The following is a 21,555-nucleotide window of genomic DNA, read 5'->3' on the forward strand; positions in this document are numbered from 1 at the left end:
TCCCGGCGTGTTCGCACGCGGCCCGTCTTACCGGTCCTCGCAGCCGTCCTCATCGGCTCGGTCGCGGCCGGAGCGGCAACCATGTCGGCCAACCCGGTCGAGCCCTCGGCGCGCAAGTCCGCCGAACTGGTCGCCTCGTTCGCCAAGGCCAACCGGCCGCCGGCCTCGCCGCAGGCGCAGGCCGCCCGGCCGAACGTGCCCGACGAACCGGTCACCACCACGAAGCCGGCGCCGACCCCGCCGGCCGCCACGATCACGGTCACCGAGCCGCCCGCCCCGCCGCCCCCAGTCCTGGAGCCCGCCCCGCTGCCGCCGCCGGCCGAGGTGCCACCGGACGCCGCCCAGCAGGTCGAGCGCGTGATCGCTCTGGTGAACGAGGAGCGGGCCAAGATCGGCATCGCGCCGCTCACGGTGGACGAGCGGCTCACCGCCGCCGCCCTGCAGCACAGCACGGACATGGCCAACCGGGAGTACTTCGACCACACCAGCCCCGAGGGTGTGCGGTTCGACCAGCGCATCCGCGAGGCCGGCTACCTCAGCCCCGGCGCCGAGAACATCGCCCGCGGCCAGCAGTCCGCCGCCCAGGTGATGAAGGCCTGGATGGAGTCGCCCGGCCACGCCGCCAACATCCTCAACCCCGCCCTCACCACCATCGGCGTCGCCCTGGTCACCGACGGCTACTACTGGACCCAAGACTTCGGCCGCTGACCAACCCCGGCGCGTCGCAACTTCCAGGCCCCGCACGGAGTTCCCAGCTCAAGTGGTGTCGGACATGCGAGTGGGCCCGCACCCTGAGGCACGGGCCCACACTTACGATTGTGATTCAGACCGCTCGGACGCCCTGCGCCTGGGGGCCCTTGGGGCCCTGACCGATCTCGAACTCAACGCGCTGACCCTCTTCCAGCGACCTGAAGCCGTTGCCCTGGATCTCCGAGTAGTGCACGAAGACGTCCGGACCGCCCCCGTCCTGGGCGATGAAGCCGTAGCCCTTCTCGCCGTTGAACCACTTCACACTGCCGTGTGCCATATCTTCAATCTCCTCTGGCCACGAAACGACAGGTCATCACGCTGAGGACCCGGGTGGCCGCATGTTGATACTGCCATGCCGCCCCGCCCTCGCGCTGCCCGGGCTGCCAACATCACGTCCGAACTCGGGCAATCCCCCGTCGCCATGGATCCGAATGCGGGCTGATGAGGCGAGCGACCTCATCGAAGAAGGAGTTCACCATGGCTCACCAAGAGCAGTTCGACAGCGGTGTCGCTGCCGCGACGGACGGAATCTCCCGCCGCAAGCTGATCGTCACCGGAGGTGCGCTCGCCGCGGCCGGCGTCGCCGTCGGTGCCGCCATCCCGCTCGTGACGTCCTCGGACGGCCACGCGGCGGCCGCCGGTGGCGCCGCGGCCGCGCCCACCGACCCGGTGATGGTGCACATGCGGGACGCCAACAGCGGGCAGTTCGACCTTTTCATCGGCGAGCGGCGGGCCAGCTTCACCGACCGCGCCCTCGCCGCCCAGCTGGCCCGCGCCGCGGCCGACGCCAGCTGACCCTCTTCGCCGCGTAGTCCCATCACGCCGGGCGTGATTCGTCGCCCGGGTCTTCCCTTTCACCAATTGTCGTGAGGTTGAACCATGTCTTCACACCGCGAGGCACCCGAGATCTCCAAGGACCCGGTCGCCGACTCCACCGACGTCTACGCCTTCGTCAGCCCGGACAAGCCCGACACCGTCACCCTGATCGCCAACTACATCCCGTTGCAGCCGCCGGCCGGTGGCCCGAACTTCTACGAGTTCGGCGACGACGTGCTCTACGAGATCCACATCGACAACAACGGCGACGGCAAGCCGGAGATCAGCTACCAGTTCAAGTTCACCATCGAGCTGCGCAACGAGAACACCTTCCTGTACAACACCGGGCCGATCCAGTCGCTGGACTCGCCCAACTGGAACCGCCGGCAGTTCTACACGCTGACCCGCAAGGTCTGGGGCGGCAAGGACGACAAGCCGATCCGCCGGATTCCCTGCCCGCCGTGCAACATCGGCCCGCTGTCCACGCCGGATTACGCGAAGCTGGCCGCGCAGGCGGTGCGGGACATCGGCGGTGGCCGCAAGGTCTTCGCCGGGCAGCGTGCCGAGGGCTTCTACGTGGACCTCGGCGCGATCTTCGACCTGCTCGACCCGCGGCCGTTCGCCGACCTGCACAACAAGTTCGGCCTCGGCAAGTTCCCCAAGTCCGGTCCCGGCGTGAACGCCACCCGCAACCTCAACGTGCACACGATCGCGCTGCAGGTTCCGATCAAGGACCTCACCCGGGACGGCTACAACGGCAAGGACGTCAACGACCCGCGCGCCACGATCGGCGTGTGGACGACGGCCAGCCGCCAGCGGGTCCGGATGCTGGACAGCGACCGGAACAACACCTGGAGCACCGGCCCGTTCCGGCAGGTCTCCCGGCTGGCCATGCCGCTGTTCAACGAGGTCATCGTGCCGATGGGCAAGAAGGACTTCTGGAACACCCAGGCCCCGGCCGGCGACAGCCAGTTCGCCAAGTTCGTGGCCAAGCCCGAGGTGGCGAACCTGCTGCCCGGCCTGTTCCCCGGTGTCTTCCCGAACCTGGACCAGCTGAACAAGTCCGGCAAGTCCCGGGACGACCTGGTGGCCATTCTCCTGACCGGCATCCCGGCCGGCCTGATCCCCGGCTTCCAGAACTTCACCGGGAAGACCCAGGCCGACCTGATGCGGCTCAACACGGCCATTCCGCCCAACCCCAAGCCGAACGACCTCGGCCTGCTCGGCGGCGACCTGGCCGGCTTCCCGAACGGTCGCCGGGTCACCGACGACGTGGTCGCGATCGAGCTGCGGGCCATCGCCGGTGCGACGTATGCGCTGGTGGACAAGACCTTCACCCCGGACGGCGCGGCCGGCCAGGTGGACGACGGGGTCGGCTCGAAGGACGTTGACCGGCCGTTCCTCAACCAGTTCCCCTACCTCGGGGTGGCGCACAGCGGGTTCGAGAACCCGTCGAAGTAGGAAGGTGAGCTCCATGCCGCACGGTCACGACCACGGCCACCACCACCACCACGCACCGGGCCATGTCACCCACGGGTCGGGCAGCATCCTGCTCGACATCGGCGGCGACATGGGAGCCCTGATCATCCACGCGAGACCCGAGCAGAACGAGCTCGAGATCGAGATCAGTCCCGGAACCGGAGGCGCGCGCACGCACAACCAGGTGCACGCCAGGCAGAACTGGTCGGGCACCAGCTACAGCGCGGTGTTCCCCAGCGTTGCGGCCGGCGAGTACGTCATCTGGCGGGACGCCGGCACGCCGGAGACCAGCGTGACCATCCGCGGTGGCGAGATCACCGAGCACCACTGGAGCTGACCGGCTACGGAGCCGGCGTCCCCCCGAGGGACGCCGGCTCCGCTTCGTCGCCGGCCCTCGGCCGGCGATCCCCCTCGGCGGTGGTCAGGACGGCGCGGCCGCGTGCACGTAGCCGACGTGGTGCCGGCCGGCGATCCGCACCCGCGCCAGCGGAGTGAACGTGCTGTGCTCGAGCCCGTGGTAGCCGTGCCGGATCACCGAGTCGTAGAGGTGGTCGGACACGACGAGCATCAGCGGCCCCGGGGTGCACCGGAACAGCTGCTTCACCTCCGGGGCGTCCAGCAGCCGGAAGGTGAGGTCGATGGCCTCGCCGAAGCAGCCGCGGGAGTCGTAGCTGACCTCCCCGGCGTGGATCGCGACGCGCAGCCGGAGCTGGTCCGGGTGCGCGGCGTCGTACTCGGTGAGCAGCTCGGTCAGGATCGCCACGAATCCGCTCAGCAGCAGCGACTTCGGCGCCTCGTCGACCGGGTGGACCAGCACGTAGGCACCGTCGCCGGTGTCCACCGGCCGGTCCCGGTGCGACTCGGCGACCCCGCACCCGGTCAGCGCCGACTCCAGCACGTCGTACATCACCGTGCGCAGCCGCGCCTTCTTCACGTCGGTGCGCAGCGTCGAGCCCTCGATGTCGACCGCGACGATCGCCCGGTGCACCGGGGACGGGTGCGCGGCGACCCGCGGCAGGGACGGCGTCCGGAGCCGCCGGGCGCGCAGCGGGGCGACCACTCGATTCAGGTCGGCGGGGGATTCGGCTGGGTGCAGGCTCATCCGGCATCTCCTCATCACTGGGACCCATCCGACCCCCAGACGGATGGGTCGGTTTTGCTACCCGTGCAGGTCGCGGTAGGCGGCGGCGGCCCCGGCGTGCAGGGGGACGTCGAGGGTGCCGATCAACGTGTGCGGGTCCAGGAACTGGGTGCCCACCACCGTCGGCGGGACAAGTCGGTTGGCCCGCAGCACCAGGGTCCGGGTCACGGCGGCGGCGACGTCGGCGGGCAGCGTTTTCGCGCACACCAGCAGGTTGGCCACGCCGATGGTGGGAGTCTCGGACTGCTTGTAGGTCCCGGCCGGCAGCCGCACCGGCTGGTAGGTGTTGACATGTCCGCTACGCAGCTTGGGCAGCAGGTGGTCGAGCGGCAGCACCCGAATTCCGACCTGCTCGTGCACCTTGACCAGTGCCGGCGTCGGCACCCCGCCGCACCACACCAGCGCGTCGATCTCCCGCTTGGCCAGCGAGGTCACGGCCGAGTCCAGCGACTCGAACCGTCCGAACACCTCCACTCCGGCGGCGGCCATCATCCGCTGGCTGATCATCGCGGTGCCCGACCCCGACGTGCCGAGCGACACCGACCGGCCGGCCAGTTCGGACAGCTTGGTCAGCGGGCTGTCGGCGCGCACGACGAGCTGCAGGTAGTCCTCGTACACCCGGCCGATACCGCGGATCGCCACCGGCCCCGTGAACGGGGCCTCGCCGTTGATCGCGGCCCGGGCGACATCGGCCTGCACCACGCCGAGATCGGCCTCCCGGTCGCGGACCGACAGGACGTTGTGGATGCTGCCGTTGGTTTCCTTGACGGCGCAGCGCAGGTCCGGCTCCAGCGCGGTGACCTGCGCGGCGAGCAGGTTGGCGAACTCCACGTAGAGCCCGCCGCGCTGGCCGCTGGCGATCGTGAGCGTTCGGTCCGGGCCGGCGTAGCGCGCCGAGGAGCAGCCGTTGAGCAGGGCCGTGCCCAGCGCCGCTGCGCCGGCGGTCAGGACGGTGCGGCGGGACGCGGTCATGTCTGCTCCTCCCTTGCCAGCGGCAGGGTGACCTCGACGACGAGGCCGCGTGGGTTGTTCGCCCGGATCCGCAGGGTCCCGCCCCTGGCGGTGACCAGCCGTTCGGCGATGGCCAGGCCGAGTCCGGAGCCGGTCTCGGCGCCGTGTCGCCGGGAGCGCCAGAACCGGGTGGTGGCGTAGTCCCGCTCCTGGTCGGACAGGCCCGGCCCGTCGTCGGTGATCGCCAGCCGGCCGCGGCCCGGCTCCTCGGTGCAGTCCATCCGCACCCGGGTGTCCGCCCCGGCGTACTTGATCGCGTTGTCCAGCGTGGCGTCCAGCACCTGTTTGAGCTCGGTCTCCGGGCAGGCCAGCCGGACCGGCGGCGCTGACTCGGCCACGTCCAGCGTGACCCCGGCCAGTTCGGCGGTGGGCAGCCACGCCTCGCGCCGCTCGACCAGCAACTCGGTGGCATCGCAGCTCTCGTCGTCACCGGTTCCGGCGACCAGTTCCAGCGCGTTGCGGTCGGCGTTGGCCATCCCGAGCAGGCTCTTGGACAGCGACTCCAGCTCACCCAGCTCGGCGACGATCCGGTCGTAGGCCTCCCGGCCCTCCGGCGGGATGTGGCCGGCCAGCGAGTCCACCGGCAGCCGCAGCCGGGCGATCGGGCTGCGTAACTCGTGCGAGGCGTCGGCCACCAGCCGGCGCTGTTGCTCGGCCGACTCGGCGACCGCCCGGGACATCCGGTTGAACAGCCCGGCGAGCACCCGAAGCTCCGGCGGGCCGGACCGCTCGCCGATGTCCTCGGTCCGGCGGCCTTCGGTGACCGCGTGCACCCCGCGCTCCAGCTCGGCCAGCGGCCGCAGCACCCAACGCGCCAGCAGCTGCACCAGCGCCACGCAGGCCATTGCCGCGGCCAGCGCGGTGCTCAGGATCAGGGCCCACTGGCCGGCGATGTCGGCGGCCGCGTTGCCGGCCGTTGAGCGCAGCACCACCGCGCCCATCACCCGGGTGTCGGTGCCGATCGGAGCGGCGAAGAGCACCTCGTCGCGGGACCATGGCCGCAGCGGACCCAACGCGACGACCGGCTGGTTCTTCAGCGCTCCGTCCACCGCGTCGGACACTCCGGCATCGGCCAGCGTCAGGCCGGCCTGGACCTGCACGTCCCGGTAGGCGTCCACCACGATCACGTCGTCGCCGTAGAGCTCGTGGTGGCTGTGCGCCTCGTAGGCCAGCTCGGTGGCGTCCTTGTCCAGCAGCGCGGTCTGGGCGATGGCCGTGAACCGGTCGAGGTCGCCGGTGCGGCTGATCACGAACCGCTGGGTGCGTTCCGCCGCCGTGGTCATCAGCAGCGGCCAGGCGAACGCGGTGACCGCGATGGCCGAGAAGGTGAGTAGCACCAGCAGCAGTCGTCGGCGCATGTCAGCCCTCCAGCCGGTAGCCGAAGCCGTGCAGGGTCACGATCAGGCCGGGCCGGTTGAGCTTTCGGCGCAGGCCGGTCAGATGCACGCTCAATGCGTGGGCGCGGGTGGCGGAGGCGTCGCCCCAGACCTCGTCCATCAGCTGCTGGCGGCTGACCGCGGTGCCGCGCCGTTCGGCCAGCGCGGCGAGCACGTTGAACTCGATGCCGGTCAGGGCGATCTCGGTGCCGGCCACCAGAACCCGGTGCGCGGCCAGGTCGATCTCGACGTCGAGCGCGGTCACGACCCGCGGCGGTGGCTCGAGTCGGATCCGGCTGCGTCGGGCCACCGCGTCGATCCGGGCGAACAGCACGGCCTCGCCGAACGGCTTGACCAGGTAGTCGTCGGCGCCGACGTGCAGGGCCCGGACGACGGTGCGCTCGTCGCCGATCGCGGTCAGCACCACGATCGGCACGCTGGTCACCCGGCGCAGCTCGCGCAGCACGTCCAGGCCGTGGCAGTCGGGCAGCAGCAGGTCCAACAGCACCAGGTCGGCGCCGTGGTGCCGGGACACGGCGTCGCCGCCGCGGGCGACGTGCGTGGGTTGATGGCCGAACCGGGCCAGCGCCTTGCTGACCGACGCGGCGAAGTTCTCGTCGTCCTCCACCAGCAACACCCGCATCGCCCGGCTTCGCTGACTCTCGGCCATGCCACACAGTGCGCAGCGCCGGCCGGTCCGCGCAAGGGTGCTACCGAACTCCTGACTTCCCCTTAGGAAAGGACAATCAGCCGGTGTCACCTGCTCGGTGCAGCCGGTTTGCCCACCAGGCGGCCCGGTCCGGCGCGGCGGCGAACCGGTCGAGCAGCTCCGGGTCGGGGGCGGGCGGGGTGCGGGGGACCGGCAGCCAACCCGCCACCGGGCGCACCGGGTGGGCCACCACGTCGCCGGCGAGCAGGGACAGCGTGCCGAGGCCGCAGGCGAACTCCAGCTCGGGCAGGGCACCGGCCAGCGCCAGCTCGGCAGCCAGGCCGACGCTGGTCTCCAGGGCCGAGGAGACCACGCAGGGCAGGCCGGCGGCCTCGGCCACCCGCAGCGCGCGCCGGACGCCGCCGAGCGGGGCGCACTTGAGCACGGCGATGTCCGCGGCGCCGGCCAGCGCTACCCGCAGCGGGTCGTCCGCGCGTCGGATCGACTCGTCGGCGGCGATCCGCACGCTCACCTTCCGGCGCACCGCCGCCAGCTCCTCGACGGCGGCGCACGGCTGCTCGACGTACTCCAGCCCGCCGGCCGCCCGGTCGAGCAAGGGGATCACGGCGACGGCGGCGTCGGGGTCCCAGCGGCCGTTGGCGTCGATCCGCACCGCGCCGGCCGGCCCGAGTGCGTCCCGGACGGCCTCCAGCCGGGCGAGGTCCTCGGCCAGCGAGTCCGGGTGGTCGGCCACCTTCACCTTGGCGGTGCCGCAGCCGGAGCCGGCGGCAATCGCGTGCGCGCGGTCCGGGCCGACGGCCGGAACGGTGCAGTTGACCGGAACCCGGTCCCGGACCGGCGCCGGCCAGCCGTGCGTGCTGGCCTCGACCGCGCAGTCCAGCCAGGCCCCGGCGGCCCGGTCGTCGTAGTCGTCGAACGGGCAGAACTCGCCCCACCCGGCCGGCCCCTCGACCAGCACGCCCTCCCGCACCGTGAGGTCCCGGAACCGGGTGGTCATCGGGATGGCATAGGTCCGCACCCGGCCACCTTCTCATCCCCGGTGTCGAGGGCGGGCCGGCCGCGCACGGCGGCGCGCAGGCCGGCCTGGAACCGGGTGCGGGCGCCGAGGCCGTCCATCAGGTGCCGGACCCGGCGTTCCACGGTGCGCAGCGCCACGCCGAGCCGGCGGGCGATCGCCTGGTCGGTCAGCCCGGCCGCGAGCAGCGCAAGCAACTGTTGGTCCCGGTTGCTCAGCGGATCCCCGGCCGGCGGCCACCGGCGCTGCGGCCACAGTGGCGTGGCCTGTTCCCAGAGCGTCTCGAACAGCGTGACCAGCCCGTCGAGCAGGGCCGACGCCCGGATCAGGACGGCGGTCTCGGTGTGCCCGGCGTCGTGCGGCGCGAGGCCGAGTCGCCGGTCGGCGATGACCAGCTTCATCGGCACCCCGGTCAGCACCCGGGCCTGCTCGCCGCTGGCCGCGAGCTGGCGCAGCTGCTCGATCCGCCCGGCCGGGCCGAGCGCGTCGTGGTCGTAGATCGTCCGGTACCGCACGCCGCCGTCCAGCAGCCGGCGCTGCAGCTCGTACTGGTCGCCGTCCGGGTCGACCACGTACGGCGGCTTGTCCAGGATCAGCAACTCCCCCCGGGTCACCTGCTGGATCTGCCGGAACCGCTGGCCGACCGCGGCGCGACCGAGCACCACCTCGACCGGGGACTCGGCGCCGGTGCGGCCGGGTTGGCCGACCCGGTTGCAGAACGCCGTGCCGGCCAGCCGGGCCTGCTCGATCTCCTGCTGCCGGCGCAGGGTGAGCAGCTCGACCGCGAGATCCGGAGGGGCGGCGGCGAACCGGGCCGGCCGGTGTCCGGTTGTGCTGAGCAATCCCTTGTCGGCCAAGGACTTCAGCAGGGTTCGCAGCCGGGGCCGGCCGAGCGGGGTGAGCTCGGTCAGTTCGGCGAGGGTGCGGTCGGAATGGCGCAGCAGCACCTCGTAGAGCCGCTGTTCGGCCGGGGTCACCCCGAGGCCGTACAGTTCCATCGCCGCCTCCTCGGGGAGCGCGGTTTCCCTTTTCCGGTCAGCTCATCGTGCCATGGTTCGTCAAGGTCTAGACCAGTTAGGGCCGGGATTGTCGCCGAATGCGCGGCGGCCGGCCCGATTGCGCGTTTTCGGCCGGTGCGGAGCGCCCGGCGCCGGATAATCGGGAATGTGTACGGAATGGCTCGCCGGCCACCGTCGATCTTGGCGTCGCACGGCAATTGGCCGGCCGGAATTCCGTCCCGGCCGGGCGGGGTCGCGGCGGCGCCGTACCGAGGGCGCCGTGCCGGCCACGCTGAATCGTGCCGTACTCAGCCGATGACGCTCCGAATGGTCTAGACATTGACACACCAGATGGTCTAGACCACACTGGCGGTATCCCGCAACCCTGCCTGCCCTGTTCTTGCGAGGAGACGCGCCATGCGCATGCGACGAGTAGTACCGACGGCCGTGATCGCCGCGCTCGCGGCCATGGCCGTCGTCCCGGTTCCGGCCGCGGCCGCCCCGGCCACCGCGACGTTCACCAAGGTCTCCGACTGGGGGACCGGTTTCGAAGGAAAGTTCACCCTGGTCAACGGCACGACCAGTCCGATAACCGGATGGTCGGTGTCGTTCGACCTGCCCGCCGGCTACGCCGTCACCAGTTCCTGGGACGCGGTGCGGACCAACAGCGGCCAGCGCTACACGTTCACCAACCCGAGCTGGGCGCCCACCCTGCCGGCCGGTGCGAGCACCACGTTCGGCTTCAACGGAAGTCCCGGAAACTTCGGCGGAATACTGAACTGCACCTTCAACGGCGCCAGCTGCGCGGGCGGGCCGAGCAACCCCGGCGCGCCCACCGCACCGGGTGCACCGAGCGTCACCGGCACCACGAACACCTCGATCTCGCTGTCCTGGGGCGCTTCCAGCGGCACGGTCACCGGCTACCGGGTGTACGAGGGCAGCACGGTGCGGGCCACCCCGACCGGCACCTCGGCCACGATCTCCGGGCTGGGCACCTGCACGACGCACAGCTACACCGTGGCGGCGTTCAACAGCGTCGGCGAGTCACCGCGCAGCGCCCCGGTGACCGGCACGACCACCGGTTGCACCACGCCGCCGCCGGCCGGCCGCCGGGCCGCCCCGTACCTGTACATGGGCTGGGGGAACCCGCCGGCACCCGGCACGGTGATGAGCGCGACCGGCGTGCGCTGGTTCACCATGGCGTTCATGCTCTCCGGCGGCGGCTGCACGCCCGCCTGGGACAGCAGCCGGCCGTTGCAGGGCGGCGTGGACGCCCAGACGATCGCGGCCATCCGGGCCGGCGGCGGTGACGTGATCCCGTCCTTCGGCGGCTGGAGCGGCAACAAGCTCGGCCCGAACTGCGCCACCCCGGCCGCGCTGGCCGGCGCGTACCAGCAGGTCATCAACGCCTACAACCTCAGGGCGATCGACATCGACATCGAGAACACCGACGAGTTCGAGAACGAGGCCGTGCAGGACCGAATTCTGAATGCGCTCAAGACGGTCAAGCAGAACAATCCGGGCTTGCAGACGATCATCACGTTCGGCACCACGACGACCGGCCCGAACTTCTGGGGCAACCGGTTGATCTCCCGGGCGGCCGCGTTGCAGGCCAACATCGACGTGTTCACGATCATGCCGTTCGACTTCGGCGGCGGCGCGAACATGTTCCAGAACACGGTGAACGCCTCCGAAGGGCTCAAGAACAGCCTCAAGAGCGCCTTCGGCTGGTCCGATGCCACCGCCTACAGCCACATGGGCATCTCCGGCATGAACGGCCTATCCGACCAGCAGGAGTTGACCAGCGTGGCGACCTGGACGCAGATCCGGGACTGGTCAAGGGACCGCGGGCTCGCCCGGCTGGCGTTCTGGTCGGTCAACCGGGACCGTCCGTGCCCGGGCGGCGGCGTGACTTCGGACTGTAGCGGGATCGCCCAGAGCAACTGGGACTTCACCAGGGTCACGGCGGGTTTCTGACCGGGGTGACGAGCGGGGTGGCCGGTCGGCCACCCCGCTCTCGCATTTCACTGGAACAATTTTGTTCTTGGAATGGTTCAAGCGTCTGACAGTGGAATAATTCCAGAGTTAACACGAAATTATCGGAGTCCCGGCATACGCTATATGGCAAAACCGGTGAAACTGCCGATACTTTCGGCCGGCTATTAGTCAAAACTCCCTAGGGGGGCTAGGAAATCGCTAAGGCGCCTGTGCATACTGGGTTGAAAGGCCAAGGGATTCCGTGCAGAACACGGTACCGCGTCCAATCGGGAGATTCGCCGTGCGTCAGTCAATTAATCCAGCCACGCGTGGACTGCGGCCTCGTCTGCGTTCCGCCGAGACCTCCGCCATCCACAAACTGCGCCGGATCAGCCTGCCACTGCTCCGCCTCGCGATCGGCATCGTGTTCCTGTGGTTCGGTGCGCTGAAGATCGCCAACATGACACCGGTCGGGGACTTCGTCGGCAACACGCTGCCCTGGTTCGACCGCGACTTCGTGGTGCCGGCACTCGGCTGGTTCGAGGTGTTCCTTGGCCTGGCGCTGATCGCCGGGCGGATGCTGTCCCTGGTGTGCGCCGCGCTCGTGGCCCACCTGTGCGGCACGTTCCTGGCTCTGGTGATGCAGCCCAGCGTGACCTTCCAGGACGGCAACCCGCTGGTGCTCACCACCGAGGGCGAGTTCGTGGTCAAGAACCTGGTGCTGATCGCCGCCGCGCTGGTCATCGCGGCCCGGTTCCACATGCAGGACATCAGCGTCGAGGAGGCCGACGAACTGGCCGTCGCCGAGGCCAGGAGCCTGGTCGTGCCGCAGGCCGTGACCGAGCCCGGAACGAACAACAGCCGCTAGCGTCCCGCCGCCCCGACCCTGCCGCGCTCCCGTTGCCAGAGCGGCAGGGCCGCCGCGATGACCAGCATCACCGCCGTCACCAGCAGCGTCCCGCCGAGCGCCCACGCCCCGAACACCAGCAGCGCCACCACCTCGATGCCCAACCCGGCCACCGAGGTCACCGTGGCCCGCGCCGGACCCGCGATCCGCGCCTGCAGCCGGGCGTCGGCCACCACCACGACCATCCGGTACACCCCGTAGAACACCGCGACCGCGGCCAGCCCGACCGGCAGCCGCAGCAGACCGGCCACCCCGAACAACAGCACGCCGGCGCCGAGCAGCGCGCCGAGCGTGCCGGGCCGCAGCCGGGCCGCCCACCCGCCGAGCGCGGCACCCACCGCGCCGGCCACCGGGATTCCGAGCAGCGCCAACGGAACCTTGCCGTCCGGCACGCCCCAGTCGGCGGCCATCAGCGGGTAGTACTCCTCCAGCGCGTCCAGCCCGCTGAGCACCGCCGCCGCGATCAGCGCGGTGCGCACCGCCGGTCGCCGGGCCGCCTCGGCCAGCCCGGTCCGCAGGGTCGCCAGGTACCCGTCCGGACCGGCCTCGTCGTCGGCGTCATCGCCCTGGTGCCGGGGCGGTTCCGGCAGCCGCGCCGCCAGTACCGCAGAGCCGAGGCAGGACGCCACGCTGACCCAGCCGACCAGCTCGTAGCCGCCGGCCGAGAACAGCACCGTGGCCGCGGCCGCCACCGGCAGCTGGGCGAGCAGCTCCAGCGCCTCGACCCAGCCGTACACCGCCGGATACCGGTCCTGCGCCCCGTGCGCCGCCAACCCGTCGTACAGCAGCGCCTCGAACGCCCCGCTGGCCAGCGCCCCACCGAACGACCACACGGCGAACCCGGCCGCGAACCCGGCGAAGGTGGGCAACAGAATCCAGAGCAGGAAGCCGGCCGCGGTCAGCACGCTCGAGGCCACCAGGGCGCCCCGCCGGGAGAACCGGTCGGCCAGCGCACCGGTCGGGACCTCGGCGACGAACGCCACGGCCGACCAGATCATGAACAGCACCGAGATCTGCGCCCCGGACAGACCCGTGTCGGCGAACAGCAGCGCGTACAACGGGTACAGCGGGACGATCTCGGAAAGCGTCGACCACGCCAGGCTCAGCCGAAGGAACCTGCGGGCCGGAGTCGGGGCTCAACGTCAAAGAAACGGCATGGCACCACAGTAGCCGGACACCGCAACCGGGTTTACCCGGCGAGGGAATGTCCGTTGGTGTTCACCGCGCCGGCTGCGATCTGCCAGGCAAGCGACTCCCGCACGGCCTGCAGCGAGCTGTACCGGGGGGCGTAGCCGAGCAGGGTGCGGGCCTTCTCGATGCTCATCACCGGGCTGTGTTCCAGATGCTCCCGGCTGGTCTCCGCGGCCTCCGGATCCACCGTGGCCGCCCAGCTGTCGAACGGCTCGAACCGCAGCCGGGGCTCCAGCCCGAACCAGCCGGCCACCGCCTCGGCGAACCCACGCGTGGTCAGGGCCTGCGGCGAGGTCGCGTGGAAGCTCTCACCGACGGCCGCGGACCGGCGGTGCAGGGCGCGCTCGAAGGCCTGGGCCACGTCGTCGGCGTGCACGTGATGCAGCGTCTCAAGGCCGAAGTTGGGCAGCGCCACCTCCTCGCCGCGGGCGATCGCGCCGAACACGTCCAGATCGAAGTTGCCGACCGGATTGCACGGCGCCCAGCCCGGTCCCACGATGTGCCCGGCGTGCAGCACGGTGGCCGGGGTGCCGCCGCGCCGCGCCTCGCCGATCAGGTACGCCTCGATGGCCGCCTTCGCCGTGCCGTACTCGCCCCACGGCTCGCGGGGCGCGTCCTCGGTCACCGGCACCTGGGCCAGCGGCCCGTGCACCCAGATCGTGCCGCAGTGCAGCAGCAGCCCGACCCGCCCGCGCAGCGCCGTGGCCAGCGCCCGCGCGCTGTCCTCGGTGAAGCAGACCAGATCCACCACCGCGTCCGCACCCAGCTCGGCCACCGTGTTGCCGAACGTGCCGGCCGCGTCCTCCGCGTCCCGGTCCACGCGCATCCGGCGCACCTTCGACCACGCCGCGTCCGGGTGGTAGGCCTCGCGTTCCCCTCGGCTCAACACGATCACGTCGTGCCCGCCGCGCACCAGGCGGGGCACCAGGTAGCTGCCGACATGACCGGTGCCGCCGATCACCACAACTCGCACAACCGAACCCTAACCCGCTCGTTGGTCAACTGTTGTCGGATACCGGCCCGGGCGGCCAGAATGTCCGCCGGGGAGACGGGGGAGAAGGAGGCACCCCCGTGCTGCGCCCCCAGCGGTTCAACCCCGGTCTGCGAATTCTCCTGGTCGCGGCCGCCTACTACGTCACCGCCCAGTTCGGGTTGTGGCTTTCGGTGGTGAACGACCAGGTCACCCCGCTGTGGCCGCCGACCGGGATCGGGCTGGCCTGCCTGCTGCTGCTGGGGTTCCGATGCTGGCCGGGGATCACGCTCGGGGCGTTTCTCGCCAACCTGCCGCTCGGCCCGAACCTGGTCGCGGTGCTGGCCATCTCCGCCGGCAACACGCTTTCCCTGCTGTGCGCCTACCTGTTGCTGCGCCGGGTCGGGTTCCGGATCGAGCTGGACCGGCTGCGCGACGCGCTGGCGCTGGTGTTCCTCGGCGCGTGCGGCGCCATGCTGATCAGCGCCACGATGGGCACCGGCGCCCTGGTGCTGGCCGGCTCGCTGCCGGCGAGCGCGTTCTGGTCGACCTGGCTGGTGTGGTGGGCGGGCGACGCGCTCGGCGTGCTGGTGGTCCTCCCGGTGCTGCTGGTCGCCGTGCGGATGCGCTGGCGCCGCCGGGTCGCACCGCTGCGCCTGTTGGAGGCACTCGGCCTTGCGGCCGGCATCGTCGGGGTGTTCGCACTGGCCAAGGAGACCGCGACGCCGCTGTACTTCCTGGCCTTCCCGCTGCTGATCTGGTCGGCGTTGCGGTTCCAGCTGCGCGGCGCCGCGCCCTGCGCGCTGATCATGGTCACCGGCGCGGCGATCGGCGCGATCCGTGGGATCGGTCCGTTCGCCGAGATCGACCTGGCCGCCCGGATGGTCACCCTGCAGGCGTTCAACGCCTCCGCCACGCTGACCGCGTTGCTGCTCGCCGCGGTCACCACCCAGCGAAACGAGGCCATGCGCTCGGTGGAGCGGGCGGTCGAGCAGCTGACCCAGGCCGTTGCCGCGCTCGAGCCGTACAGCCTGCTGCGCGACGGCCTGCTGGACAACGTGCTGCGTTCGCGGTCCGCGCCGGAGCGGCCGATCGGCTAGTTTCTCCCTCGTGGCCAGTGATTCCGCCGTGGAGCTCGAGGTGGGGCACCGCACCGTCCGGATCTCCAACCCGGACCGGGTGTACTTTCCGGCGCGCGGCGAGACCAAACTCGACCTCGTCAACTATTACCTGTCGGTCGGCGACGGCATCGTGCGCGCGCTGCGCGAGCGGCCGTGCATGCTGCACCGGTTCCCGTCCGGTGTGGCCGGTGACAAGGTGCACCAGAAACGGGTTCCGCACGGGGCTCCGCCGTGGCTTTCGACCGTGCGGGTGAAGTTCCCGCGCTATGGCCGGCATGCCGACGAGCTGTGCGTCACCGAGCTCGCGCATGTGATCTGGGCGGTGCAGATGTCCACTGTGGAGTTTCACCCGTGGAACTCGCGCCGGGCCGACACCGAGAAGCCCGACGAATGGCGCATCGACCTCGACCCGATGCCGGACTGCCCGTACGACCGGGTCCGCCGGGTCGCCCACGTGGCCCACGAGATCCTCGACGAGTTGGGCGCGGTCGGCTGGCCGAAGACCTCCGGCGGCAACGGCCTGCACATCTACGTCCGCATCGACCCGCGGTGGGGTTTCCAGGACGTCCGCCGCGCCGCCCTCGCCTTCGCCCGCGAGGTCGAGCGCCGCGCGCCCGACGACGTGACCACCACGTGGTGGCGCAAGGACCGCGACCCGAAGCTGCTGTTCGTGGACTACAACCAGAACGCCCGCGACCACACCATCGCCAGCGCCTACTCGGTGCGCGGCAACCCGGAGGGCACCGTCTCCACCCCGATCACCTGGGACGAGATCGACGACGCCGACCCGCGGGACTTCACGATCGCCACGGTTCCCGACCGGTTCGCCAAGCGCGGCGACCTGCACGAGGGCATCGACGAGGCCGTGTTCGCCCTCGACCCGCTGCTCGACTGGGCGGACCGCGACGGCACCGAGCCCCCGGACGCCGAGGACGACTGAAACCCGTCACCGGCACAGGGTGGTGGCGGCGGTGAGGATGGCGGGTTCGGAGACCAGGACGTGGTGCGCGGCGGGGCCGAGCGGGACGAAGGTGTCCTCACTGGTGACCCGGCCGATGCGGCCCGGGAAGGCGGCGTCGACCAGCGCGGTGATCACGGACTCGGAGACGCCGCCGGTGCGGCGGGTCTCGTCGACGATCAGGACCCGGCCGGTGGCGTTGGCGTGCCGGAGGATGTCGGCCACCGGAAGCGGGGCGAGCCAGCGCAGGTCGACGACCCGGGCGTGGATGCCGCGGCCGGCGAGCTGGCGGGCCACCCGCAGGGACATCCGGACGCCGTTGCCGAAGGTGACCAGGGTGAGGTCGTTGCCGTCGCCGTAGACCCGGGCGCTGCCGAGCGGGACGTGGCCGCTGCCGGCCGGGGCGAGCCAGGCGCCGTCGCCCTCGATGAACAGGTCGCGGGTGTGGTACAGGGCGATGGGTTCCAGGAACACCGAAACCCGTCCGTCCATTGCGGACGCGGCGGCGCAGGTGCGGAGCATGGCGGCGGCGTCGTCGGCGCGCGCCGGTGAGGCGATCACCAGGCCGGGGATGTCGCGCAGCGCGGCGACCGCGTTGTCGTTGTGGAAGTGGCCGCCGAAGCCCTTCTGGTAGCCGTAGCCGGCGATCCGCACGATCATCGGGTTGTGGTACTGGCCGGTGGAGAAGAACCGGAGGGTGGCGGCCTCGCCGCGGAGCTGGTCGGCGGCGTTGTGCAGGTAGGCCAGGTACTGGATCTCGGCGACCGGGAGGAACCCGCACAGGCCGGTGCCGAGGGCCAAGCCGAGGATGCTCTGCTCGTCCAGCAGCGTGTCGAACACCCGGGCCGGGCCGAACTTCTTCAGCAGCCCGCGGGTCACCCCGTAGACGCCGCCCTTGCGGGCCACGTCCTCGCCGAACACCAGCACCTCCCGGTGCTCGGCCAGCAGATCGGACAGCGCCTGGTTGATGCCCTGCGCCAGGGTGAGCCGGTCGGTGGTGGCCGGCACGGTGACCGGTGCGGGCTGGCGCAACCGCAGCGGCGCCATGACCTCCGCGGCACCGCCGAGCCGGGGCGCGGTCTCGGCGCGCCGGGCCGTCTCGCCGACCTCGGCGCGCTTTTCCTCGTAGCGGGCCAGCACCTCGGCCGGGGTGAGGATGCCGTGCTCGACCAGCATCGTCGCGGTGCGCAGGACCGGATCGCGAGCCAGCTCCGCCTCGATCTCGGCCGGCTCCCGGTAGGCCGACTCCACATCGGACCCGGCGTGCCCCATCAGCCGCACCATCCGCAGGTGCAGGAAGGCCGGCATCCGGTTGTCCCGCACCCAGGCCGCCGCCTTGGCCGCCACCGGGACGGCGTCCAGCAGATCCGAACCGTCCGCGGTGAAGTACCGCGGGTTCGACTGTCCGGAGTAGACACTGTGCACCCAGCCGGGCGGGGTGCGCACGCTGATCCCGATCCCGTTGTCCTCGCACACGAACAGCACCGGCAGCGGCAGGTTCTGGTAGGCGCAGTGCCGGGCGGCGTTGAACGCGCCGAGCGCCGTGGAGTGGTTGACCGACGCGTCGCCGAAGCTGCACACCACGATCGAGCCGGCCGGCCACGGATTGGCCACGCCGAGCCGGGCGGCCCGCTCGATCCCGAACGCCACGCCCACCGCGCGCGGCAGGTGCGAGGCGATCGTCGAGGTCTGTGGGATGATCGCCAGCGCCTTGTTGCCGAACACCTTGTGCCGGCCGCCGGCGATCGGCTCGGTGGCCGCCGCGGCCACCCCGAGCAGCACGTCGGACAGCGGCGTGCTGCCCGGCACCTGCCGGGCCCGTTCCAGGTAGAACCCGCCGGACCGGTAGTGCAGCAGCGCCGGGTCGGTGGGCCGCAGCGCGGCGGCGACCGCGACGTTGCCCTCGTGGCCGGACGAGCCGATCGTGTAGTAGCCGGCGCCGCGCGCGCCGAGCTCGCGGGCGGCGAGGTCCAGGTGCCGGCTGCCGAGCTGGGCGTCGAACAGCTCCAGGCAGCGTGCGCCGGTCAGGGTGGCGCCGTCGCGCACCGGGAGCGCGGGGTCGCGCCGGGGACGCTCGGCCAGCGCGGCCACCGCCACGCTGAACTGCTCGTCGATCCGGTCGGTCATCTAGTCCTCTGCGGACCGGTCGGTAGGCCGGGGCCGCTCGTCCCCGGCGGGCCGAGCCGCGCGCCGTCCGGCCGGACCGGATTGCCGACCAGGCACGCCGTGCCCGCGCCGGCCAGGTTGCCGGCGATCACCGATGCGATCGTGTGCACTGGGTCACGGTACTGCCACGCCGATCTGCGGCCGATACCCGTTGCCGATCGCGAGCACCGTGGCCGGCGGCGTGATCACCGTGGCGGTCCCGCCGCCCGGCCGGATCCGGGCCGCGCCGTACCCGGCGGTGCTCCACGGCACCACCGCGTCGGCCGTGACCAGGGCCGGCCCGTCGTCCAGCAGCGCGAACACCCCGGCGGGCAGGCTCGCCCACGGGTGGTCGTGCAGCCGCCGCCGGTGCGTCCCCCGGACGATGCGCTGCCCGTGTAACCGGCGGTCGATCTCCTTGGTGAGCGGCACGTCCGAGCCGTGTCCGGCCGCCCAGGCCCGCCGGTACCGGTCGTAGTCCGCCCGCCGGCACAGCGCGCACGGCCGGTGCCCGGCCGCCAGCGCGACCGCCTCGTCGTGGAAGAACAGCACCGTGTAGTGACCCGGCTGCCACTGCCGGGCCCGCCACCCTCGGAAGCGCAGCGCGCAGATGATCCACAGTGAGCTGCGGTGAAACCGCACCACCTCCTTGCCCTCGTGCAGAATCCCGCGGTTTCCCAGCCACGCCCCGCGCAGCGGCACGGCGACGATGTCACCCAGCGGCGTGACCCGGTTCCGCATCGGTCCGACCACGCGCCCATTGTGGCCGGGCCCACCGACAGCCGGCGCAACCGTTCGGCGACGGCCGGGCGAGTTGGTCATGATGAGGTGATGAGGGCGACTGTGTTCGACGAGTTCGGGCGGATGCCCGAGGTGCGCGAGGTGCCCGACCCGGTGCCGTCGCCGCGCGGTGCGGTGCTGCGGGTCGGGGCGACCGGGCTGTGCCGCAGTGACTGGCACGGGTGGATGGGACACGACCCGGACATCCGGGTGCCGCACGTGCCGGGGCACGAACTGGCCGGGACCGTCGAGGCGGTCGGCCCGGAGGTGACCGGGTGGAAGCCCGGCGACCGGGTGACCGTGCCGTTCGTCTGCGCCTGCGGGACCTGCCCGGCCTGTGCCGGCGGGGCCCAGCAGGTGTGCGAGCGGCAGACCCAGCCCGGGTTCACCCACTGGGGCTCGTTCGCCGAGTACGTGGCGATCGAGCACGCGGACGTGAACCTGATCGGGCTGCCGGCCGGGCTGACGTTCGCGAGCGCGGCCAGCCTTGGCTGCCGGATGGCCACGGCGTTCCGTGCGGTGGTGGCGCGCGGCCGGGTCGCGCCGGGGGAGTGGGTGGCGGTGCACGGCTGCGGCGGCGTGGGCCTGTCCGCGATCATGGTCGCGGTCGCGTCCGGCGCCCAGGTGGTCGCCGTGGACATCGCGCAGCCGGCGCTGGACCTGGCCGGCGGGCTGGGCGCGGCGGTCTGCGTCGACGGGTCCGCGCCCGACCTGACCGAGCGGATCGCGGTGGCCACCGGCGGCGGCGCGCACCTGTCCCTTGACGCCCTCGGCAGCCCGCAGACGGCCGCCGCCTCGATCAACTGCCTGCGCCGGTGCGGCCGGCACGTGCAGGTCGGGCTGCTGCCGGAGGACCCGGTGCTGCCGATGGCCCGGGTGATCGCCAAGGAGCTGACCCTGCTCGGCAGCCATGGCATGGCCGCGCACGCCTACCCGCCGCTGCTGAACCTGATCACCGCCGGGGCGCTGCGGCCCGAGCTGCTGATCACCCGCACGATCGGGCTGGCCGAGACGCCCGCCGCGCTGGCCGCCATGGGCGGACCGGCGGCCGGCGGCGTGACGGTCATCGAGCCTGGCTGAGCGACCCGTCCGGGCCGACCTGGACCGCGGTGCCCGGCAGGTCGGCCGCGGACAGGTCGCGGACCAGGTCCAGCGCCCTGGCCTCCTGGTCGACCGCGGGCAGCCCGCCGCCGACCATCGCGGTGGGCACCAGCGCGCCGCGCACCCAGCTGCCGTCCTTGGCCAGGGTCGCCCGCAGCACGCCGCCGACACCCATCGGGAAGGCGGTGCTGAGCACCTTGTACCCGGCGAAGTTCCCCATGCTGTAGGCGACCAGCCGGCCCTTGTAGAACTCCATCCCGCGCAGCACGTGCGGACTGTGCCCGACCACCAGGTCCGCGCCCGCGTCCACCACGGCGTGCGCGAACCCGATCGGATCGCCGCGGTTCTCGCCGAGGAAGTACTCGGTACCCGGCTTGACGTGCTGATGGTCCGCGCCCTCCCCGCCGACGTGCATGTTCACCACGACCAGGTCCGCCTTGGTCTGCGCGGTCCGGACCAGTTCGGTGGCCTCGTCGATGTCGGTGACACTCTGCATCCAGGCGTACGGGCCGAAGCCGAGCACCGCGACGGTGATCCCGTTCGCCTCGTGCACGGCGATCTCGTCCTTGCCGCCGGTGGAGCGCAACCCGGCCGAGGTCAACGCCGTCCTGGTGTTGCGCAGGCCGGCCGGCCCGGCGTCGTTGGTGTGGTTGTTGGCCAGCGCGAGCACGTGGAACCCGCCGTCGCGCAGCACGGTGGCGTACGAGCTGGGCAGCCGGAACGCGAAGCAGGTCTCCTTGGGCGGCGGGGCCGGGGTCGCGGGCGGCGCGGGCGGTGCCGGGGCCGGGGACGACGGCGGGGCCGACGGGTCCGGCGCCGGGCTGGTCGGGGCCGGCGGCTTCGGGCACTTGACGTGCTCGGTCGGCTCGGACAGCGGGGTCTCGAGGTTGCCCATGGTCAGGTCCGCGCGCAGCGGCTCGGCCACCTTGTCGAAGAAGCCGCGGCCGTCATTGGGCGGCAGCCGGTTCGGCGCGCTGCCCATCAGGATGTCGCCGACCGCGGCGATGGTGATGCCGGCCGGTGCCTCGGCGGGGACGGCGCTCGGCGGCGGAGCGGACCCGCCGGCCGCCGGCACCGGCTCGCCGGCCACGGAGCACCCGGCCACGAGCAGGCCCGCGATCCCGGCCAACAGCATGCGCATGGCGCGCA

The 21,555-nt window shown here is 72.0% G+C and carries 22 protein-coding genes; 9 read left to right on the forward strand and 13 right to left on the reverse strand.

From position 1 onward, the window contains the following. The first annotated feature begins 81 nt into the window (after positions 1 to 81). Entirely contained in the window at positions 82 to 708 is a 627-nt protein-coding gene (locus VFV67_RS30820) for a CAP domain-containing protein (protein WP_326474200.1), read from the forward strand. Between the two features lie 115 nt (positions 709 to 823). Here VFV67_RS30820 and VFV67_RS30825 read toward each other — a convergent pair whose 3' ends face one another. Next, positions 824 to 1,027 carry a cold-shock protein gene (locus VFV67_RS30825; protein ID WP_326474201.1) on the reverse strand — a complete coding sequence of 68 codons (204 nt, stop codon included), beginning with the start codon at positions 1,025 to 1,027 and terminating at the stop codon, positions 824 to 826. A gap of 200 nt (positions 1,028 to 1,227) precedes the next feature. On the opposite strand from VFV67_RS30825, the gene VFV67_RS30830 reads away from it, so the two are divergent. The 3 genes from VFV67_RS30830 to VFV67_RS30840 all read left to right on the forward strand — a co-directional run bounded on the left by VFV67_RS30830 (position 1,228) and on the right by VFV67_RS30840 (position 3,382). After that, positions 1,228 to 1,545: a hypothetical protein gene (locus tag VFV67_RS30830; protein WP_326474202.1), complete on the forward strand. Its 318-nt coding sequence runs from the start codon at positions 1,228 to 1,230 to the stop codon at positions 1,543 to 1,545. An 84-nt stretch (positions 1,546 to 1,629) separates the two neighbouring features. Further along, complete coding sequence (locus VFV67_RS30835) at positions 1,630 to 3,027, forward strand: DUF4331 domain-containing protein (RefSeq protein ID WP_326474203.1); 1,398 nt, start codon at positions 1,630 to 1,632, stop codon at positions 3,025 to 3,027. A 13-nt stretch (positions 3,028 to 3,040) separates the two neighbouring features. Further along, positions 3,041 to 3,382: a hypothetical protein gene (locus VFV67_RS30840; protein ID WP_326474204.1), complete on the forward strand. Its 342-nt coding sequence runs from the start codon at positions 3,041 to 3,043 to the stop codon at positions 3,380 to 3,382. Positions 3,383 to 3,466: 84 nt separating this feature from the next. Here VFV67_RS30840 and VFV67_RS30845 read toward each other — a convergent pair whose 3' ends face one another. The 6 genes from VFV67_RS30845 to VFV67_RS30870 all read right to left on the reverse strand — a co-directional run bounded on the left by VFV67_RS30845 (position 3,467) and on the right by VFV67_RS30870 (position 9,256). Then, the gene (locus tag VFV67_RS30845; RefSeq protein WP_326474205.1) at positions 3,467 to 4,147 is read right to left on the reverse strand and encodes a hypothetical protein; all 681 of its coding nucleotides are present in this window, start codon (positions 4,145 to 4,147) and stop codon (positions 3,467 to 3,469) included. Positions 4,148 to 4,204: 57 nt separating this feature from the next. Next, positions 4,205 to 5,158 (reverse strand): TAXI family TRAP transporter solute-binding subunit, encoded by a 954-nt coding sequence (locus VFV67_RS30850; protein ID WP_326474206.1) that lies wholly within the window; start codon positions 5,156 to 5,158, stop codon positions 4,205 to 4,207. Next, the gene (locus VFV67_RS30855; protein ID WP_326474207.1) at positions 5,155 to 6,555 is read right to left on the reverse strand and encodes a HAMP domain-containing sensor histidine kinase; all 1,401 of its coding nucleotides are present in this window, start codon (positions 6,553 to 6,555) and stop codon (positions 5,155 to 5,157) included. Before VFV67_RS30855 ends, VFV67_RS30850 begins: the two co-directional genes overlap by 4 nt. Position 6,556: 1 nt before the next feature. Continuing rightward, complete coding sequence (locus VFV67_RS30860; protein WP_326474264.1) at positions 6,557 to 7,216, reverse strand: response regulator transcription factor; 660 nt, start codon at positions 7,214 to 7,216, stop codon at positions 6,557 to 6,559. Positions 7,217 to 7,319: 103 nt separating this feature from the next. Then, positions 7,320 to 8,240 (reverse strand): o-succinylbenzoate synthase, encoded by a 921-nt coding sequence (locus VFV67_RS30865; protein ID WP_326474265.1) that lies wholly within the window; start codon positions 8,238 to 8,240, stop codon positions 7,320 to 7,322. Further along, positions 8,237 to 9,256 (reverse strand): helix-turn-helix domain-containing protein, encoded by a 1,020-nt coding sequence (locus VFV67_RS30870; protein ID WP_326474208.1) that lies wholly within the window; start codon positions 9,254 to 9,256, stop codon positions 8,237 to 8,239. Before VFV67_RS30870 ends, VFV67_RS30865 begins: the two co-directional genes overlap by 4 nt. Before the next feature lie 417 nt (positions 9,257 to 9,673). On the opposite strand from VFV67_RS30870, the gene VFV67_RS30875 reads away from it, so the two are divergent. Then, the gene (locus VFV67_RS30875) at positions 9,674 to 11,233 is read left to right on the forward strand and encodes a cellulose binding domain-containing protein (protein ID WP_326474209.1); all 1,560 of its coding nucleotides are present in this window, start codon (positions 9,674 to 9,676) and stop codon (positions 11,231 to 11,233) included. 301 nt (positions 11,234 to 11,534) lie between these two features. Continuing rightward, positions 11,535 to 12,101, forward strand: coding sequence for a DoxX family protein (locus VFV67_RS30880; protein ID WP_326474210.1), 567 nt, complete (start codon positions 11,535 to 11,537; stop codon positions 12,099 to 12,101). On the opposite strand, the gene VFV67_RS30885 is transcribed toward VFV67_RS30880, so the two are convergent. Beyond that, positions 12,098 to 13,198 carry an MFS transporter gene (locus VFV67_RS30885; protein WP_326474211.1) on the reverse strand — a complete coding sequence of 367 codons (1,101 nt, stop codon included), beginning with the start codon at positions 13,196 to 13,198 and terminating at the stop codon, positions 12,098 to 12,100. The genes VFV67_RS30880 and VFV67_RS30885 overlap by 4 nt on opposite strands. A 131-nt stretch (positions 13,199 to 13,329) precedes the next feature. Continuing rightward, complete coding sequence (locus VFV67_RS30890) at positions 13,330 to 14,304, reverse strand: NAD-dependent epimerase/dehydratase family protein (protein WP_326474212.1); 975 nt, start codon at positions 14,302 to 14,304, stop codon at positions 13,330 to 13,332. 98 nt (positions 14,305 to 14,402) lie between these two features. On the opposite strand from VFV67_RS30890, the gene VFV67_RS30895 reads away from it, so the two are divergent. After that, positions 14,403 to 15,401 carry an MASE1 domain-containing protein gene (locus tag VFV67_RS30895; protein ID WP_326474213.1) on the forward strand — a complete coding sequence of 333 codons (999 nt, stop codon included), beginning with the start codon at positions 14,403 to 14,405 and terminating at the stop codon, positions 15,399 to 15,401. A gap of 10 nt (positions 15,402 to 15,411) precedes the next feature. Continuing rightward, on the forward strand, positions 15,412 to 16,362 hold the full coding sequence (ligD, locus tag VFV67_RS30900; protein ID WP_326474214.1) for a non-homologous end-joining DNA ligase: 951 nt from the start codon (positions 15,412 to 15,414) through the stop codon (positions 16,360 to 16,362). A 6-nt stretch (positions 16,363 to 16,368) separates the two neighbouring features. Here ligD and VFV67_RS30905 read toward each other — a convergent pair whose 3' ends face one another. The 3 genes from VFV67_RS30905 to VFV67_RS30915 are packed head-to-tail and all read right to left on the reverse strand — an operon-like array spanning position 16,369 to position 19,278. Continuing rightward, the gene (locus tag VFV67_RS30905) at positions 16,369 to 18,507 is read right to left on the reverse strand and encodes a thiamine pyrophosphate-dependent enzyme (RefSeq protein WP_326474215.1); all 2,139 of its coding nucleotides are present in this window, start codon (positions 18,505 to 18,507) and stop codon (positions 16,369 to 16,371) included. After that, entirely contained in the window at positions 18,504 to 18,656 is a 153-nt protein-coding gene (locus VFV67_RS30910; protein WP_326474216.1) for a hypothetical protein, read from the reverse strand. The genes VFV67_RS30905 and VFV67_RS30910 overlap by 4 nt, the downstream gene beginning before the upstream one ends. Before the next feature lie 4 nt (positions 18,657 to 18,660). After that, positions 18,661 to 19,278 carry a hypothetical protein gene (locus tag VFV67_RS30915; RefSeq protein ID WP_326474217.1) on the reverse strand — a complete coding sequence of 206 codons (618 nt, stop codon included), beginning with the start codon at positions 19,276 to 19,278 and terminating at the stop codon, positions 18,661 to 18,663. A gap of 78 nt (positions 19,279 to 19,356) precedes the next feature. On the opposite strand from VFV67_RS30915, the gene VFV67_RS30920 reads away from it, so the two are divergent. Further along, complete coding sequence (locus VFV67_RS30920; protein ID WP_326474218.1) at positions 19,357 to 20,385, forward strand: zinc-dependent alcohol dehydrogenase family protein; 1,029 nt, start codon at positions 19,357 to 19,359, stop codon at positions 20,383 to 20,385. On the opposite strand, the gene VFV67_RS30925 is transcribed toward VFV67_RS30920, so the two are convergent. Further along, a complete protein-coding gene (locus tag VFV67_RS30925) occupies positions 20,369 to 21,547 on the reverse strand; it encodes a CapA family protein (protein WP_326474219.1) in 1,179 nt (392 codons plus the stop codon). The two genes, VFV67_RS30920 and VFV67_RS30925, sit on opposite strands and share 17 nt — an antisense overlap. Positions 21,548 to 21,555 lie beyond the last annotated feature (8 nt).

It is taken from the genome of Actinophytocola sp. (assembly GCF_035762905.1).
Classification (GTDB): domain Bacteria; phylum Actinomycetota; class Actinomycetes; order Mycobacteriales; family Pseudonocardiaceae; genus DASYTH01.